General features: G+C 40.1%; 14 protein-coding genes and 1 riboswitch. Of the genes, 11 read left to right on the top strand and 3 right to left on the bottom strand.

Going from position 1 to position 17,804, the window contains the following annotated elements; genetic code table 11:
- Positions 1-47 precede the first annotated feature (47 nt).
- Positions 48-1,589, top strand: coding sequence for a stalk domain-containing protein (locus tag NE558_RS11525; protein WP_256150228.1), 1,542 nt, complete (start codon positions 48-50; stop codon positions 1,587-1,589).
- Positions 1,590-1,671: 82 nt separating this feature from the next.
- On the opposite strand, the gene NE558_RS11520 is transcribed toward NE558_RS11525, so the two are convergent.
- Entirely contained in the window at positions 1,672-2,556 is an 885-nt protein-coding gene (locus NE558_RS11520; RefSeq protein ID WP_256150227.1) for a PHP domain-containing protein, read from the bottom strand.
- A 186-nt stretch (positions 2,557-2,742) separates the two neighbouring features.
- On the opposite strand from NE558_RS11520, the gene NE558_RS11515 reads away from it, so the two are divergent.
- The 4 genes from NE558_RS11515 to dpaL all read left to right on the top strand — a co-directional run bounded on the left by NE558_RS11515 (position 2,743) and on the right by dpaL (position 6,878).
- Entirely contained in the window at positions 2,743-3,177 is a 435-nt protein-coding gene (locus tag NE558_RS11515; protein WP_256150226.1) for a TIGR04086 family membrane protein, read from the top strand.
- 195 nt (positions 3,178-3,372) lie between these two features.
- The gene (secD, locus tag NE558_RS11510; protein ID WP_256150225.1) at positions 3,373-4,611 is read left to right on the top strand and encodes a protein translocase subunit SecD; all 1,239 of its coding nucleotides are present in this window, start codon (positions 3,373-3,375) and stop codon (positions 4,609-4,611) included.
- Positions 4,612-4,624: 13 nt separating this feature from the next.
- A complete protein-coding gene (gene secF / locus NE558_RS11505; RefSeq protein WP_256150224.1) occupies positions 4,625-5,500 on the top strand; it encodes a protein translocase subunit SecF in 876 nt (291 codons plus the stop codon).
- Positions 5,501-5,663: 163 nt separating this feature from the next.
- Positions 5,664-6,878 carry a diaminopropionate ammonia-lyase gene (gene dpaL / locus NE558_RS11500; RefSeq protein WP_256150223.1) on the top strand — a complete coding sequence of 405 codons (1,215 nt, stop codon included), beginning with the start codon at positions 5,664-5,666 and terminating at the stop codon, positions 6,876-6,878.
- Positions 6,879-7,023: 145 nt separating this feature from the next.
- Here dpaL and NE558_RS11495 read toward each other — a convergent pair whose 3' ends face one another.
- Positions 7,024-8,901, bottom strand: coding sequence for an LTA synthase family protein (locus NE558_RS11495; RefSeq protein ID WP_256150222.1), 1,878 nt, complete (start codon positions 8,899-8,901; stop codon positions 7,024-7,026).
- A 136-nt stretch (positions 8,902-9,037) separates the two neighbouring features.
- Here NE558_RS11495 and hemW point away from each other — a divergent pair, with 136 nt between their 5' ends.
- The 6 genes from hemW to NE558_RS11465 all read left to right on the top strand — a co-directional run bounded on the left by hemW (position 9,038) and on the right by NE558_RS11465 (position 16,253).
- Positions 9,038-10,180 (top strand): radical SAM family heme chaperone HemW, encoded by a 1,143-nt coding sequence (gene hemW / locus NE558_RS11490; RefSeq protein WP_256150221.1) that lies wholly within the window; start codon positions 9,038-9,040, stop codon positions 10,178-10,180.
- Between the two features lie 150 nt (positions 10,181-10,330).
- Positions 10,331-11,389: a heat-inducible transcriptional repressor HrcA gene (gene hrcA / locus NE558_RS11485; RefSeq protein WP_256150220.1), complete on the top strand. Its 1,059-nt coding sequence runs from the start codon at positions 10,331-10,333 to the stop codon at positions 11,387-11,389.
- 17 nt (positions 11,390-11,406) lie between these two features.
- On the top strand, positions 11,407-12,000 hold the full coding sequence (gene grpE / locus NE558_RS11480; RefSeq protein ID WP_256150219.1) for a nucleotide exchange factor GrpE: 594 nt from the start codon (positions 11,407-11,409) through the stop codon (positions 11,998-12,000).
- 39 nt (positions 12,001-12,039) lie between these two features.
- Positions 12,040-13,872 carry a molecular chaperone DnaK gene (dnaK, locus tag NE558_RS11475; RefSeq protein ID WP_256150218.1) on the top strand — a complete coding sequence of 611 codons (1,833 nt, stop codon included), beginning with the start codon at positions 12,040-12,042 and terminating at the stop codon, positions 13,870-13,872.
- Positions 13,873-13,958: 86 nt separating this feature from the next.
- The gene (gene dnaJ, locus NE558_RS11470; protein ID WP_256150217.1) at positions 13,959-15,116 is read left to right on the top strand and encodes a molecular chaperone DnaJ; all 1,158 of its coding nucleotides are present in this window, start codon (positions 13,959-13,961) and stop codon (positions 15,114-15,116) included.
- Positions 15,117-15,171: 55 nt separating this feature from the next.
- Positions 15,172-15,251: riboswitch (NiCo riboswitch) on the top strand.
- Positions 15,252-15,335: 84 nt separating this feature from the next.
- Positions 15,336-16,253, top strand: a complete 918-nt coding sequence (locus NE558_RS11465) for a cation diffusion facilitator family transporter (RefSeq protein WP_330643474.1) — start codon at positions 15,336-15,338, stop codon at positions 16,251-16,253.
- Between the two features lie 130 nt (positions 16,254-16,383).
- Here NE558_RS11465 and NE558_RS11460 read toward each other — a convergent pair whose 3' ends face one another.
- The gene (locus NE558_RS11460) at positions 16,384-17,796 is read right to left on the bottom strand and encodes a PLP-dependent aminotransferase family protein (RefSeq protein WP_256150216.1); all 1,413 of its coding nucleotides are present in this window, start codon (positions 17,794-17,796) and stop codon (positions 16,384-16,386) included.
- Positions 17,797-17,804: the final 8 nt, after the last annotated feature.

Genomic DNA, 17,804 nt, shown 5'->3' with positions numbered 1-17,804 from the left:
GCCCATATGTGATAATTATTTCAAATTATTTTAAGGGGGAAATACGTATGAGAAAAAAACTAGCGGCACTTATGTGCGCGGTAATGTGCATTGCTTCTTTCACAGGCTGTTCCAGTGCAGAGCTGGGATATCTGCAGATGAGCGCAGACATGTTAACCAAAATGGATGTTTGTGAGGCTTCTGGTAAAGTGAATGTGGAATTAGATGCAGATGCAATGAAAGAGTATGTTGCAGATCTGTCGAAAGCTTCCGGCGCTACTGATGAAGATTTGAAAGATACTATTCAGGGCTTAGATGCTTTAAAAGGCAAAAAGTCTGCTGTAATTGATTACACATTGAAAATGGATATGAAAACCTTTGCTTATTATGTAGATTTGGATGTTACCTATGATGGAAAGAAATATGACATGGGTGATATGTACTACGCAATGACAGATGGTGTTTATGTTTCCGGTAAAACCGTTTGGGGTACGTATGAATTGACAAAGGACTTAGCAGGTAAGGAAAAAGACAGCTATCTGCAGGATGAAAACTTTGCAAAAGAATTAAAAACACTTTTAGATGGTAGCAAATACATCAAAGTTTTGTCTATGAAGGATTTGGGCATGACTGATGATCAGATTAAGAAGATGGTTCCTGAAGACGGCTACAGCAAATTGTATGCTTCTGTAATGGACTTCTACAAAAATGCATTCACCGGTTTTACAACCAATATGGTAAGTGAAGTTTCCGGTGGTTACAAAGTCAAAGCAGACGGCAAAGCAGTTGCTGATTTGTTTGTTAACTTATTAGACTATGTTGGCAATAACCCTGATACTGTTTTGAGTGCAACAACAACATACATGATGGATGTTATGAAGGCTATGAACTCTTCCGAAGAGGAAATGGCTGCATTTAAGGCAGGTATGGAAGAAGCAAAGAAAGATACAGCATCTATTAAGACTGCTACAGATTCTATTAAAGTGATGGTTCAGCAGGCGATTGCAAAACCTGACGTTTCCAAAGCTTTGAATAGCTTTGCTTATGAAGCAACTGTAACAAAATCCGGTGCTGGCTTCCATTCAACAGAAGCATTTGGCATTACAAATGGTAGCAAGAGCGTATTGAAGGTAACAGGTATTAGTGACGTTAAGGCAGGCAGTGGCAAGGTTACAATGCCCGCAGGCAGCGTAAGCATGGCTGATTTTGAAGCAAAAATGACAGCTTTGGATGAAAAGTATAATCCTATTACTGCTGTAACTGCTCTTTGGGGCGGCGCAGACGATTCCCAAGCAATATTGACAAAAGTAAGAAAAGATGACGCTTTCTTCTCTGCTGGTAACGATGTAGACTTAGCAGAGTATGTTGAGGCTGATGGTCGTGTATATTTGCCTTTGCGCGTGATTTGCGAAGCAATGGGTGAAAAGGTAGAATGGAATAACGCTGAGAAAAAAGCGTATATCGTTCGTGTAGACGGAAAAACAGCAATGGAAGGTCTTGTACAGAACGGCAAATCCTTCATCAGCGTGCGTGATTTTGAGAAATTAGGCTATGGTGTAGAATTTGAAAAGGTTGACGGTTTGAAGCAGGTAACAGTAGCTAAAAAGTAAAAAAGAAAGGGCAGTGTCAAAAGACACTGCTCTTTTTTTTAATTTGAATAATACCGTTTTTTGATTTTTGAAGGCAACGGAATCAAAAAGCTGTGTTTTCTTTCAAAGCTTTTATACGAGGCTGCATATTCTCCCAGAGAGAATATGCAATGGAAAGGTTTCCTCTACCTGACCCCAAGCGGATGAGAGGTTTGTTCTTTCCATGAAAATCACTGCCTCCCGAGGGGAACAAATGGTGTTTTTTAGCCAATTTCATCATGTTCTTTCTTTGAGAGGGTGTGAAGGTCGAATAGAAGCATTCTATCCCATCTAATCCAAGAGGAACCAATTCCTCACATAAAGCATCTAATTGATCTTGAGCTAGATTATATAGGGTGGGATGAGCCAATATGCTGATGCCACCGGCGGAGTGGATAGTTTGGATGCAGGAAGCGGGGGTTGGCAGTATTTTTGCCACATAGCCAGGGCGGCCTTGGGTAAGATATTTTGAAAATGCTTCGTCCCGTGTACGGATATATCCCTTTTTTAAGAGCACACTGGCAAAATGGGCACGGGTAACAATTTCTCCCCCTGCATTTTCTGCCACTTCATCAAGGGTGATAGGCAAACCGATTTCAGTCAATTGTTCTGCCATTTTTATATTTCTAATGGTTCTATTTTGGACAAAGGTATCCATTTGCTCTTCCCAAATTGTTGCCTCGGGATCAAAGCCAAGACCTAGAATATGAAGCTCAGGTTGATGAAAGCGCCCCCATTGGGCTGCCAGCTCAATCCCAGGTATTGTTTCTATACCATGTTTTTTTCCTGCTATCATAAACTGTTCTAAGCCTTCTATGGTATCATGGTCAGTGAGAGCTAGAGCGCAAAGTCCTTGTTCTTTTGCCAAAAGAATGAGCTCCTCAGGTGAATAAGTGCCATCAGAGAAATAAGAATGGGTGTGTAGGTCGATGATGCCGCTATTTTTCATAAGCTCGCCTCCTTTCCTACAGTATACCATAAAATGGATGAATGAGTTAAAAAACAATTTTAGACATAGGAATGATATACCTAAGGGGAGGCTTTCTTCATTCCCCAGTACTCTAATGAAAGATGGTATCATATTTTTAAGGCTTCTCCCATAGAATAAACCAAAGCAAAGTGGGAGAGGATATCTTTGAAAAAGAAAAAAAAGGAAAATATGAAAAAAATACAGAAAAAGAGAGATGTTATGGAAAAACAGGGAGACCAGAGCTGGACCTGTATGGCGAAGGGCATGGCCATTGCATATGGAATCACTTGTATTTTCTTTATCGCTTATGGGCTTATTTTAACATACACAAATGTTTCTGAACAAAGTCTGCCTATGATTGCGTTGGTGTGTACTGCTCTATCTTCAGCTGTGGCGGGATACGATTGGGCAAAGTGCCGAAAGAAAAAAGGCTTACTGATGGGTCTGGCGGCTGGGTTTCTTTATGCAATGATTCTTTTTCTTGTAACGGCTCTAGCCAGCGATACGTTTACCATGGGTATGTCGAAAATAATGTCGTTAATTGTCGCTTTGGCAGGTGGTGGAATTGGTGGTATTTTTGGGGTTAATGGGAAAAAATAAAAAAATACTTGAAAAATTTGTACAGTGTGATATACTGACTGCTGAGAGCAAAAATCTCTTATTTACATATTCTTGAGAGATTTTCTCAAAAATTGCGAATTAGGCTGGTTCCTCCTTTTTGAAAACAAAAGGAGAGCCGCCTTTCTTTTGTGCAAAATCACACTGGCACACAAAGATTTCAGGAGGGACTGGATAATGAAAACAAAAGGAAGATTAATGCTACTGCTCATGCTTGTCGTAGCATTAGGGTTAAGTGCATTAACCTATTACGGAATTGGCAAGGACAAGCGGTTTAGTGTCAATGATATTCAGCAGGGCTTAGACTTAAGCGGCGGTGTTGACATTGTGTATGAGGCCGATAAACAGAATGTTTCAGATGAGGAAATGTCAGCAGCAATTTCTTTGTTGCAAGGTCGTCTGGATTGGAACGGCTGGGCAGAGGCGGAAGCGGCACAAGAAGGTACAAATCGTATTCGTGTGCAGATTCCCGGTGTTGATGATGCAGAGAAAGCGATTCAGGAAATTGGTCAGACAGCACAGCTTCTTTTTGTTGACGAAGCTGGAAATGTATTGCTAACAGGCGATATGGTAAAAAATGCCACAAAGCAAGTTGGAGCCACCTCGAAGAATGGTCCTTCAGCTCCCTATGTTTCATTGGAGTTTAACGATGAAGGGGCACAGAGATTTGCTCAAGCAACTGCAGATAACATCGGCAAGAAAATAATGATAGTAATGGATAAGACTGTGGTTAGTGCACCAACGGTGCAGACGGCAATTACAGATGGAAAAGCTATTATAACAGGTAGCTTTACTGGGCAGGAAGCAGAAAACACGGCGGCATTGATTCGTGCAGGTTCTTTGCCATTTAACCTAAATGTTATTCAAATGAAGAATGTTGGCGCCAGATTGGGTGCGGATGCACTTTCCTCAGGTATTACAGCAGGTTTTGTAGGTATTGTGCTTGTGTTACTGTACATGCTGTTTATGTACAAGCTTTTGGGCTTTGCGGCTGATTGGGCTTTGATTATTTATATTGCACTGGATTTATTGGTATTAAGCTTGTTCCATATCACATTAACTTTACCAGGTATTGCAGGTATTGTTCTTTCTATCGGTATGGCTGTAGATGCCAATGTTATTATATTTGAACGTATAAAAGAAGAACTGATTCTTGGAAAAACATTGCGCTCTGCTGTAAAGATTGGTTTCTCAAGAGCATTGCCTGCCATTGTGGATGGCAATGTTACCACATTAATTGCGGCAGTAGTATTATTCTTCTTAGGTTCAGGCACAATTAAAGGATTTGCTACAACGCTGATTATTGGTATTATCCTTTCTATGTTCACTGCGTTGTTTGTGACAAGAGTTATTGTAAATTGTATGATAAAAGCAGGATTGCATAACCCCAAAAATTATGGGTTTCGCGTAAAGTGAGGAGGCGGCAAAGATGAAGATAATTGAGAACAGAAAGAAATTTTTTGCCCTTTCCTTGATACTGATTTTAGTGGGAATTGCGGCTATGTTTTATCAAGGCAGTAAGGGTAATGGTATATTGAATTGGGATGTTGAATTTACAGGTGGTACTTCTATGGAAATTGATATGGGTGCAGCCTATGACCACGCAAAACTTGAGGAAGTGATTTTTAATGTCACAGGGCAAAAGGCTCCTCAGATTCAGGATATTATTGGTACAAACGAGGTTTCGCTGAAAATGCAATCCATTGACAGTGAAACAAGAATAGAATTGGATAAATCCATTAAGACTACATTTCCATCAGCTGAGGTGAAATCAACCTCTGATGTGAGTGGTACAGTAAGCAGTGAGATGCAGCAAGCGGCAATTAAGGCAACATTAATTGCATGTGTTGCAATGTTAATCTATATCTCCATTCGGTTTAGAGATATCAGAGCTGGCGGCAGTGCTATTATTGCTTTATTGCATGACATTTTGATTGTTATTGCCACTTACGCTGTTTTTCGTATTCCTGTGAATAATTCCTTCATCGCAGTAATCTTAACGATTTTGGGTTACTCCATCAATTCAACGATTGTTATTTTTGATAGAGTTCGTGAAAATCATGATAGATTTTCATCACATCAAGCTGCTGAGAAAATTAATAAGAGTGTGAGTCAGACTTTGGCCAGATCTATTAACACTTCGATGACTACATTATTTACCGTTGGTGCAATTTATGTAATCGGTGTACAGTCCATCAAAGAATTTGCCCTTCCTATGATGGTGGGTATTATTATGGGAGCTTATTCTTCCATCTGTATTTCAGGTTCCATTTGGTACATGCTGTTACCGAAAAACGAGAAGTAATTTATAAGCAGTAGGGAGAAAAACCCTGCTGCTTTTTTGTTGTGGAAAAGTCAACTACCCTCTGGGTTATTATCTACATTCAGCTCTCTTTATTTTATTGCGCCGAGAGAGAATAGTGAGTATACTGAATGAAAGGTAAAAATTGTATCAAGGAGGGATTAAGTTGAAAGAAGAATTTAAGCTTGTGCAATATAGCCGTCAGGGTAGGCGAAAAGGCGACTTAAGCAAGTTTTGTTTGGAGAACGCCAAAAAGGTGCAGAAATTTCACAGTAGCTTTCCAATCTATGAACAAACACCTTTGTTTTCTTTCCAAAATACAGCCGACGAGTTGGGTCTAGGGGATATATCCATTAAAGATGAGTCCTTTCGATTTGGTTTAAATGCCTTTAAAGTTTTGGGGGGCAGCTTTGCCATTGGGAATTACATGGCGCAAGAAATAAGCAGAAAAATAGATGATTTTACATACAATAACTTGGTTTCTAAGGAAACAAGAGATGCGTTGGGGGAGATGACCTTTGTTACGGCTACAGATGGAAACCATGGCAGAGGGGTGGCTTGGACGGCAAAAACCCTAAAACAAAAGGCAGTGATTTATATGCCAAAGGGTAGTGCAAAGGAGCGATTAGAAAATATTCTCCGTGAGGGAGCGGAGGCCTCTATTACAGATATGAATTATGATGATGCCGTTCGTTTTGCCCATAAGCAGGCAGAAGAAAAGGGCTGGATTATGGTCCAGGATACTGCGTGGGAGGGATATGAGGACATTCCCCTATGGATTATGCAGGGTTATGGAACTATGGCTTACGAGGCATACACCCAAATAAGTGAAAAGCCAACACATATTTTTTTGCAAGCAGGTGTAGGCTCTATGGCAGGGGCGGTAACAGCTTTTTTTGCGTCAATATATAAAGAGGATTGCCCCTTGATAACTATTGTTGAGCCCAATAAGGCAGATTGCATTTATCGTACTGCAGAGGCACAGGATGGGAAGCTTCACTGTGTGACTGGAGAAATGGATACGATTATGGCGGGGCTGGCCTGTGGTGAGCCGTGTAGTATTGGATGGGAGATTTTGAGGGAGTATGCCGACAATTTCATTTCTTGCCCTGATTATGTGGCTGCACAAGGGATGCGTATTATGGGAAATCCTACAAAGGGTGATCCTCGTATTATTTCAGGAGAAAGCGGCGCAGTGACCTTTGGAATTGTAGCAGAAATCATGAGAAATCCCAATTTGAGAGAGTGGCGGGAAAAACTAAAGCTTGATAGAAATGCCAGAGTATTATGTTTTAGCACCGAGGGGGATACAGATAAAGGAGGGTATCAATCTATTGTTTGGGATGGTGCATGGGCAGGGATAAGAAGACAAGAATGTTAAAATAATAATCCGGTATTGAGGTTAAGACGAATACATGAGTTTTATGAAAAGAGCGTTTCTTCCATGGGAAATGCTTTTTTTATGAAATAAATTATGCTTGGAGAAATAGATTTTCTCCAAGCATAATTGGTTGGTTTAATGGAAGTCAATTTATTTCTGAGATGTAGTTTTTCCCAATGAGCATATCATAGGTCAACAGCTCATGAAGCTCTCGCATTTGTTCCCGCTTGGTTTTATCTGCGCTAGGGGAGTAGAAGTTATAATATTTACTCATAATAGGGCATGTACGATACAATTCCAATAAAAAATTGGTTTGCAGGCACTGTGGTGCGTCAATATAGTCTGCCATAAGAGCAGGGAGCAGAAAAGGAGAAACAGACTGGTTATCTGCCAAATATGCTCTTCCTGTATCATAATTTGTAAAAATCAAATACGGGGTGGAAAACATAATATGCTTTTCCTCTTCAGACCATTGGGATGCTGTTGGGCAGGAAATAGTACTTGTTGCCAGATAGGGGTCAAAATCATCTCCCAGGGTTGGCAAATGGTCTCCATACCACAACACAATTGTAGGCTTCTCTCGGCTCATGACATAATCATAAATTGATTTTAACGCACGGTCAGAATCTCTCACACCGGCGGCATAGTTTTCTAAGGTCAAAATTTGCTGAGAAGTCAAGTTGTTACCACTTACTTGAATCACTCTATCTGATTCATCGAATTTATTTTGATACATACTATGGTTTTCCATGGTAATTGCCATTACAAATACCCCTACATCATGGGGTTGATCCAACTGATACATAATCTCCTCTGCAATGGTTTCATCGGTAATATATGGCCCGCTGTTCCAATGCTGTTCCGCATGAAGATCATATTCCCCTAAAAAATCATCGAAACCCATAAGGGGATATGCTTTGTCACGATCATAAAAGGTTTTCTGATAGGTATGTAGACCGATTGTATCATATCCTAGGTTTTTATAAACTCTTGGATATGAAAAAATATCATTTTTTACATACTGCTGATAAGGAATGTTTCCCGGTGGTAAAGCGCTGGTGGACATACCTGTCAAAATCTCAAATTCAGGCCGAACAGTGCCGCCGCCAAAGGTAGGGGAGATCATTTTTCCGCTGGGGTTAGTCTCTGCAATTTTCCTATAATTTTTTAATGGGTCATCAGAGAAGGTAACACCATTTAAAACAGTGGGGTCCCAAAAAGCCTCAGAAAGTACCACAACAATATCGGGATTTTGAAAGGTATCTCCACTGTTCTGCTGAGGCAGATAGTTTTCAAAGTCATGCTGAATGGAGCTTTTGCTATAATTTTGAGGTATATTTATATTTTGCGCACTGCCAAAGTTTAGAGAAAAGGCAGTTAGAAAGCCATGCTTCCCATAAAAGGCATTTTGATCCGATGTCTTTTCTGAGGGGATTCCTAAAATAGGAGTGAGACCTCGCTGTACAGTAGGGTTTGTCATAAGAAGATAAAAACCAATAAAAAATAATGGGGACATCAATACACGAAATCTCCATTTTATTGAAATTTTGGGCGCTAACAGATAAAGCAAAATACAATAAAACAATGTGCTAAAAAGAACCTCCCAAAGGGCTTGGGGTATTGTGATGGTACTTAGAAACTCCTGAAAGCTTGAAGCATTTCGAGCCAGATAAATATCCCATGGGAAAAAATGAACTTCTAAAATTGCATATTTAAAATAATCAACGAGAGAGAAACTAATAAATAGTATGGAGCAGACCAGTGCCGCTAAGGAAATATTAGGTATTACTGCGGCAAAAAAGAGAAAGGCCAACCAAACCAATAGTAAGCCAAAGGCTAAGGAGCCCAGACCTTTCGTAAAAAGTGTATACAATTGAGTTGTATTTCCAAAGGATAGATAATTTACTGCTAAGGTAAGAAAGAATGGGAATAAAATTACAATGATCCATTTTAAAATTTTAAACAGCAGATTGCGACTAAAAAATGCCCTTATATCTTCTTTCATTTCATGAAAAGCACTCATAGGAAAGACCTCGCAGTTTCGTAATTTATAGAAAATTAAATTGATTTATTTTCCACAATCACAAATTATAGCACAAAAACTCCTTTTTTTCAAGGAAAGCCTATGCTATGATATGGGAAAGAAAGGATGAGCTATGATGAAAAACATGGGGTTATATGTTCATATTCCCTTTTGCAAACGAAAGTGTCTTTACTGTGATTTTCCTTCCTTTGGGGGCGTGGAGGATAAATTTGATGTATATGTCTATGCATTGGAGCAAGAAATTGAAAAACGTGGAGAAAAATCCTTGGATTATCTGGTTACTTCCATATTTTTTGGCGGTGGAACACCCACGGTGCTTTCTGAAGAATTGCTGAGCAGTCTGCTTGAGAAAATAAAAGCATCTTTTAACATTGCTGAGGGGGCAGAAATTACCATTGAGTCAAACCCCGGTACTATGGGGGAAGAAAAGGCAATGGCGTTGCGGAAAATGGGGTTCAACCGTTTAAGCATGGGTGTTCAGGCATGGCAAAATCGGTTATTATCCATTTTAGGACGCATTCATACCATTGAGGAATTTCAGGATAATTTTCATAATGCAAGAAAAGCGGGTTTTGACAATATTAATGTGGATATCATGTTTGCTCTGCCTACCCAAACCTCCGCAGATTGGAGGGAGACCCTTGAAAGAATTACAAACTTAAATCCCGAACACATTTCAGCATACAGCTTAATTATTGAAGAAGGAACACCATTTTATGAAAAGTTTGAAAAAGGTGAGCTTTTAGAAACAGATGAAGAGCTGGACAGAGAAATGTATCACTATGCTGTAGCTTTTTTAGCAGAAAAAGGCTACCAGCAATATGAAATTTCAAATTTTGCAAAACATGGGCAAGAGAGTAGGCACAATAAAATATATTGGCAGACAACACCCTATTTGGGTTTGGGATTAGGTGCACATTCCTTCTTTGGAGGAAGCCGCTTCCACAATACCTATGATTTGGACAAATATATTTTAGCGAATGGGGAAATAAATAGGTTAGAAGAAGAACATGAAATGCTATTAAAAAAGGCAGCCATGGAGGAGTTTATGTTTTTGGGGCTTCGCCTAACAGAAGGTGTCTCTTTTAAAGAATTTTCACAACGGTTTGGTGTTGAGATGAAAGAAATATACAACAAGGTGATTTCAGATCTTTTGGAAAGGAATTTACTAAGACAAACAAAAGAAGGAATTGCACTGACTGAAATAGGAATCGACTTAAGCAATCAGGTTTTTACTGAGTTTTTATTAGATAAATAAAAAATTCTTAATATATTTTTTTTCTTGGTAAAATTATAATAAAATTTACAATTTGCGCTTGACATATAAGGTGTCAAGTGCTATCTTATGTATATGAATTAGCACTCGTGCTAAGTGAGTGCTAACAATGCAAGAGAGGGGGCGGCTCAGATGTCGTTGAATGACAGGAAAATTCAGATATTACAGGCAATTATCAATGACTATATTGAAACGGCGGAACCGGTCGGCTCCAGAACCATAGCAAAAAAATATAACCTTGGTATCAGTTCCGCGACAATCCGCAATGAAATGAGCGATTTGGAGGAGATGGGCTTTATCATGCAGCCCCATGCTTCCTCGGGGCGTATCCCCTCAGATTTGGGATATAGGCTTTATGTGGATCATCTGATGCAAAAGCGAGAGCTAAGCCTAGACGAACAAGGCTATTTACAAAGTGTTATTTCCAGAGATATCAGCCAAATTGATTATTTAATGGAAGAAACAGCAAAGGTACTTTCTGCTTTGACAAACTACACTACCTTTATTTCCGAGCCTGTGGGACAAAGGGCAAGAATAAAACAAATACGGTTGCTGCCACTGGATTCGGCTTCTGTGCTATTGGTTATTGTGACAGAAGATAATTTTATGAAAAACCATGTCATTAAAGTGGGTACAGCACCTGAGGACGATATTATCTTTCAAATTGGAACGTATTTAAACAGGGCTTTTCAAGGCTGTGCATTACAGCAGATTGATCAAGGGGTCATCCAGCGTTTGCAAATTGAATTGGGAGATTATAAAGGCTTATTAGGGCCAATTTTAAGAGCATTGGAGAATACAATGCAAGCGGCGGAAAAGGTTCAGGTTCATATGAGTGGTGCAAAAAATATGTTAGCCTTTCCTGAGTTCTCAGATATCAGCAAGGCGAAATCGTTATTTCAGACTTTAGAAGAAAAGGACGTTTTAATTACCTTACTGGAAGAAAGCAAATGCAATGATTTGCAGATATTAATTGGCAGTGAAAATACAGTGCAAGGCATGAAGGATTGCAGTGTGATTACAGCGACCTATAAGCTGAGTGATGATACCAGAGGTACCATTGGCATTGTAGGGCCAACTAGAATGGATTACTCCCAAGTGGTTTCCGTTTTAAACGGAATGGTTAAAAATATTGAGAGGGTATTGAGAAATCTGACGGATAATAATAATAAAGACAATAAAGATGGCTAGAGAAAAGAGGGAATGAAGTGGCAGAAAATAAAGACAGAGAAGAAGCCTTAAAAGAAGAGGCATTACAGGAAGACACTTTACAGGAAGAAATGGTTGAAACTAAGGAGAAAGTAGAACAGGAAGCTGAAGTCACTGAGGGAGAAATTGTTGACGAGACTGCAGATAAGATTTTGAAATTGGAGCAGCAGGCGGCGGAGAATTTTGATAAGTACCAACGAAGCTTGGCTGAATTTGATAACTTCCGTAAACGCACCATGAAGGAAAAGGCAACAATGTATGATGATGGTGTGAGAGATACAGTAGAAAAGCTTTTGAGTGTGGTTGACAATTTAGAAAGAGCGGTTGCAGCACAAGAAGGCAAGGTGGATAAAAACGATAGTTTCTTGATAGGTGTACAAATGATCTTAAAGCAATTTCAGGAGATTTTACATGGTTTGGGCGTAGAAGAAATTAAAGCATTGGGAGAAAAGTTTGACCCCAATCTACATGCGGCGGTAGCTCATGAAGATGATGAAAACTATGGAGAAAATGAAATTATACTGGAAATGCTAAAGGGTTATCAATATAAAGACAAAGTCATACGACACAGTATGGTGAAGGTCGCTAACTAAAAAAATGAGAGATTAATTGATTAATAGGAGGATAAGGTTATGGGAAAAATTATTGGTATTGACTTAGGAACAACCAACTCTTGCGTTGCAGTTATGGAAGGCGGTCAGCCTGTTGTTATCGTAAACAGTGATGGTGCTAGAACAACACCTTCCGTTGTTGGTTTTGCAAAAAACGGTGAAAGACTGGTTGGTGAGACTGCAAAGCGTCAGGCGATCACAAACCCTGATAATACAATCAGCTCTATCAAAAGAAGAATGGGCGAAAACTACAAAGTAGATATTGAAGGAAAAGGCTATTCTCCTCAGGAGATTTCCGCAATGGTATTGCAGAAATTAAAAGCAGATGCTGAAAGCTATTTAGGTGAAACTGTATCCGAAGCGGTTATTACTGTTCCCGCTTATTTCAATGATGCCCAGAGACAGGCAACAAAGGATGCTGGTCGTATTGCCGGCTTGGAAGTAAAGCGTATTATTAACGAGCCTACATCAGCTGCATTGGCATATGGTTTGGATAACGAACATGAACAAAAAATTATGGTTTACGACTTAGGTGGCGGTACATTCGACGTTTCCATTATTGAAATTGGTGATGGTGTTATCGAGGTTCTTTCCACAAATGGTAACACTCGTTTAGGTGGAGATGATTTTGACCAGAGAGTGATTGACTTTTTAGTTGCTGAATTTAAAAAGGCTGAAGGAATGGATTTAAGCAAAGATAAAATGGCTATGCAAAGATTGAAAGAAGCTGCGGAAAAAGCGAAAAAAGAGCTTTCTACAGTGACAACAACCAACATCAATCTGCCTTTCATCACAATGAACCAGGATGGACCTAAGCACTTAGATGTTACTTTGAGTAGAGCAAAATTTGACGAATTAACAGCTGACTTGGTAGATGGCACTATGGGACCTGTTCGTCAGGCATTGTCTGATGCGGGCCTTAACGCAAGTGAAATTGACAAGGTATTATTGGTTGGTGGTTCCACAAGAATGCCATCTGTACAGGATGCAGTGAAAAAATATACAGGAAAAGAGCCTTTCAAGGGCATTAATCCAGACGAATGTGTAGCAGTTGGTGCGGCAATTCAGGGTGGTAAATTAGCAGGTGATGAAGGTGCAGGCAGTGTGCTTTTGTTAGACGTAACTCCTTTGTCCTTGGGTATTGAAACATTGGGCGGCGTTGCAACAAAGCTCATCGACAGAAATACCACAATCCCTACAAACAAAAAACAGGTTTTCTCCACCGCTGATGATAACCAAACAGCAGTTGATATCCACGTTGTACAGGGTGAAAGACCTTTGGCAAAGGATAATAAAACACTGGGACGCTTTAAACTGGATGGTATTGCGCCAGCAAGACGTGGTGTTCCTCAGATTGAAGTATCTTTCGATATTGATGCCAACGGTATTGTAAACGTTTCCGCTAAGGATTTGGGTACAGGCAAAGAACAGAAAATCACCATTACCGCAGGGTCTAACCTCAGCGATGATGAAATCGAAAAAGCAGTAAAAGAAGCAGAACAGTTTGCAGAAGATGACAGAAAGAGAAAAGAAGCAATTGATGCGAAAAATGAAGCAGATTCTTTGATCTTCCAGACAGAAAAAACATTGGGTGAGCTGGAAGGCAAGCTGAGTGATGAAGAGAAGAGTGCTGTAGAAGCTGAATTGAGCAAATTGAAAGATACAGCTAAGGATATGAACGCTGAAACAATGACAGAGGCTGATGTTGAGAAGCTGAAAGCCGCAACAGAGGCGTTAACACAAGAATTCTATAAGATTTCTGAAAAGTTGTATCAGCAGGCACAGGCGGCTCAGGGCGCAGACCCTAACGGTGCAGACCCAAATGTGGTTGACGGCGAAGGCAAAGAACTGTAAAATAAAAGAGTTCTGCATGGCAAGGGCGGTTATCCGCCCCTGCTTTTGCTGTAAATAGACCTTGAAGGAATAAGGCGGTGAGGAAGTTGGCAGATAAAAGAGATTATTATGAAATACTGGGGGTAAGCAAAGATGCTTCTGACGCAGAGCTGAAAAAGGCTTATCGGAAGATGGCAATAAAATACCATCCTGACCAAAACCCCGGAGATAAAGAAGCTGAGTCAAAGTTTAAAGAAGTGAGCGAAGCCTATGAAGTTTTGAGCGATTCTCAAAAAAGAACGCAATATGACCAGTTTGGCCATTCTGCTTTTGAACAAGGTGGCGCAGGCGGCGGATTTTATGGCCAAGGTTTTGATATGGGAGATTTGGGCGATATTTTCGGTAGCATGTTTGGTTTTGGTGGATTTACCGGAAGCACCCGCAGAACCGGCCCAAGACGTGGCAATGATATAAACGTAAATATTCAGCTTGGCTTTGCAGAAGCCGCATTTGGCTGCACAAAGGAAATTTCCGTAAGCATATATGATGAATGTGAAACCTGCCATGGAACAGGAGCAAAGACCGGTACCCATGCGGAAAGTTGCCCCAAATGCAACGGCACAGGACAGGAGAGATTTGTTCAGCAGTCCATGTTTGGCTCTGTAACCTCAGTGCGTACTTGCAGCCAGTGTCAAGGTACAGGGAAGATTATTAAAGATCCTTGTTCCACTTGCCGTGGTACAGGTAAGGTGAAGAAAAACAAGAAGTATGAAGTAAATATTCCCAAGGGCATTGATAACGGTCAGACCATCCGTTTGGCAAACAAAGGGGAAATTGGTGAAAATGGCGGCGGCTACGGGGATTTATTAGTAACCGTTTATGTACAACCAGACCCTATGTTTATCAGAAAAGGCTTTGATGTGTATTGCGATGTGCCGATTACCTTTGTTCAGGCGGCTTTAGGTGGTGAAATCACCATAAAAACCATTGACGGTGAGCAGAAATATAGCATTAAGCCAGGAACTCAGCCGGAAACAGTTGTGACTTTAAGGGGTGTTGGTATCCCCAATTTAAGAAACCCCAAGGTTCGTGGAAATCAAGTTGTAACTTTGAAGGTGAAAATTCCTACGGAATTGAATGAAAAACAAAAAGATATGTTACGTCAGTTTTATAAAGATGAGACTGTAAATGCCAATGAAAATAAGAGTACCTCCGAAGAAAAAAAATCTTTCTCTGAAAAAATGAAAGATCTGTTTAAGGAGTAAGAATAGGAAAGCATAGTCGAAATAATACTTGAAAAAATCAGTTTCTTATATTAAAATGTTAAGAACTGATCAGGCAATGGCATTATAGCCATGTGGCCGGGCAAGCAGTAGCAGATAAACGCCTGCGGGACAGTAATATGTTCCTCGTGGGCGTTTTTTATATTATTTTCTCGCCTACATTTGGATAGAATAAAATAGGATTAAAATGGAGGGTTAATTTTGGAAGCAAAGAACAGCAAAGTTGAAGAAAATGAGAAAATTGTAATGAGTGTATCTGTGAAAACCATGATAGTCAATATCATTTTATCTGTTGGCAAGGTGGCGGCAGGTATCATTGCCAGCTCCGGCGCAATGATTTCTGACGGTATTCATTCTGCATCAGACGTACTTAGCACCATTGTTGTAATGATTGGATACAAATTATCAGCAAAGGAATCAGATGAGCATCATCAATATGGGCATGAGCGGATTGAATGCGTAGCGGCATTGATTTTGGCAGGGATTTTATGTGCAACAGGGATTGTCATTGGTTATGAGGGCGTTAAAAAAATCATCTATGCTGATCAATTGAATCTGGCAACTCCGGGAATATTGGCTTTCCTTGCGGCAATAGTATCCATTGTTGTAAAAGAAGGTATGTATTGGTATACCAGAGCTGCAGCGATTAAGGTGAATTCAGGTGCTTTGATGGCAGATGCTTGGCATCATCGTTCTGATGCTATGTCCTCCATAGGGAGTATGGTTGGTATTATTGGTGCAAGATTAGGCTATCCTATATGCGACCCTTTAGCAAGCGTAATTATCTGCGTTTTTATTGTGAAGGCGGCTTATGATATTTTTATGGATGCAATCAATAAAATGCTGGATACTGCCTGTGACAATGAGACTGTGGAACGTATGCGAGACATTATTCTTTCCCAAGAGGGCGTAACGGGCATAGATCAAATGCAAACACGCTTATTTGGCGCCAGAATCTATGTTGATGTGGAAATTGCCGCCAACAGACATATGACATTAAGTGAGGCCCATACCATTGCAGAGCAGGTACATGAAGCAATAGAAAACAATTTCCAAGATGTAAAGCATTGTATGGTGCATGTGAACCCTGCTGAGGAAGACTTGTTAGTGGGGGAATAAATGAAAAGGATTATTCTTATTTTTGGAATAATCCTTTTTTATGGAAATCATATTTAGGTGAGACGACAAGTTAGTTTTCAATATTTTATCTGAAAGTCTTTTTTCAGAGGATTGAAAAACGCCTATGTGATTAAATAATGATTGTAAAATCATTGACTTTTCGTTCATCCTCAAACAGTAGGCTTTTCAGTTTTTTTAAGCCATATTCTAAATCCTCCTTTGTATCCGCAGAGGAAATGGCAATGCGAAGGAATTGCTCCTTAGGGGGAGTTCCTACCAAAAAACGATTTGAATGAAACAAATGTATTCCTTCTTCCATGGCTAACTGTTCCATAGGCAAATCGTAAAGAGCCTGAGGCAAGGGAAGCCAACGACAAAAAGAAAGAGGTGTAGGGGTGCTACTGGGGAAATATTGTTCAAAAATTAGATTTCTTTTCAAAGCCAAAGTTCTCTTTTTATTTATAATTTCCTCTGCAATGCCGGTATGAATCATATATGCCGCAGTTTCAATACTGATGGATGAGGTTTTCACATTGATATTGAAAATACCGCGGGCAATCAGAGCAGTGAAGCGGTGGGGCACAGACATGATTGCCACACGCAGCCCTGGACAGATTGACTTTGATAGACTGGCAATATAACAGCCCTCTTGGGGGCAGAAGGCCGACAGAGGTACGTAATCCGGTGGCGCAAGAAATGCATAAATATCATCTTCAATCAGCGTTAGGTGATGGTTTCTGATGATTTTTGCTAAGGCCTCTTTTCGAGGGGTATCCATTAAGGTTCCGACAGGGTTGCTATAAGTCGGAACGAGATATACACCCTGTAACCCCTGCAAGCGGCATTGCATTTCTAAGTCCTCGGGGAGAATTCCTTTTTCATCTCCTTGAATGGGCACCAGCTTGATATTCAGCATGTTGGCAAGCTCAATAAAGTTAGAATAAGTAAAGCGGTCTGTTGCAATTTTATCTCCGTGGTGGAACAACGTAATGAGCACAACTGCAAAGGCATTTTGTCCTCCAGTGGTAAAAAAAATATCTTCTGCATGGGGATGCAGCCCAAATTTTGAGAACCACTTTAATGCGGCACTTTTTTGATAGGGAGAGCCAAAGGGAGCGCTATAGTCCAAAAGGGAGTCCACTGCACTGTTTGCTAGAACCTTCTTCATTGCTTCTTCTGTATATTGATTCATAAAATCCAATGGTTTTATGATCCCAAACTCAATGGTATTTCGATTTGTTTTGGTATCTTGTATGGCGATGGAAACACCAGCGTTTGGAGATACAAAGGTACCTCTGCCGATAACGGCATAAAGAAACCCATTTAACTGACAGAGCTTGAAGGCTTTTGTAACAGTACTTAAATTGATGTCCAAATAGTCCGCAAGCTCCCTTTGTGGAGGCAGCTTTGTATGGGGTACCAGCGTACCGTCTTTGATATCTTGCTCTAGTAGCTTTGCCAAAGAAAGATATAAAGGCTGTGTTAATTTTGACTTTTCCGGTTTCCAAGACATAGGGTAATCTTCAAAAGAATTGACAGGCATACTTTTTC

It is taken from the genome of Anaerotignum propionicum (genome assembly GCF_024461735.1).
Classification (GTDB): Bacteria; Bacillota; Clostridia; order Lachnospirales; family Anaerotignaceae; genus Chakrabartyella.
This window is presented reverse-complemented; position numbering and strand designations above follow the sequence as displayed.

Coding starts and splice junctions, on each gene's coding strand:
- secD (WP_256150225.1), top strand. CDS start 3,373: ATGAAAACAAAAGGAAGATTAATGCTACTGCTCATGCTTGTCGTAGCA.
- hrcA (WP_256150220.1), top strand. CDS start 10,331: ATGTCGTTGAATGACAGGAAAATTCAGATATTACAGGCAATTATCAAT.
- NE558_RS11460 (WP_256150216.1), bottom strand. CDS start 17,796: ATGCCTGTCAATTCTTTTGAAGATTACCCTATGTCTTGGAAACCGGAA.
- NE558_RS11495 (WP_256150222.1), bottom strand. CDS start 8,901: ATGAGTGCTTTTCATGAAATGAAAGAAGATATAAGGGCATTTTTTAGT.
- NE558_RS11525 (WP_256150228.1), top strand. CDS start 48: ATGAGAAAAAAACTAGCGGCACTTATGTGCGCGGTAATGTGCATTGCT.
- hemW (WP_256150221.1), top strand. CDS start 9,038: ATGAAAAACATGGGGTTATATGTTCATATTCCCTTTTGCAAACGAAAG.
- dnaK (WP_256150218.1), top strand. CDS start 12,040: ATGGGAAAAATTATTGGTATTGACTTAGGAACAACCAACTCTTGCGTT.
- NE558_RS11520 (WP_256150227.1), bottom strand. CDS start 2,556: ATGAAAAATAGCGGCATCATCGACCTACACACCCATTCTTATTTCTCT.
- secF (WP_256150224.1), top strand. CDS start 4,625: ATGAAGATAATTGAGAACAGAAAGAAATTTTTTGCCCTTTCCTTGATA.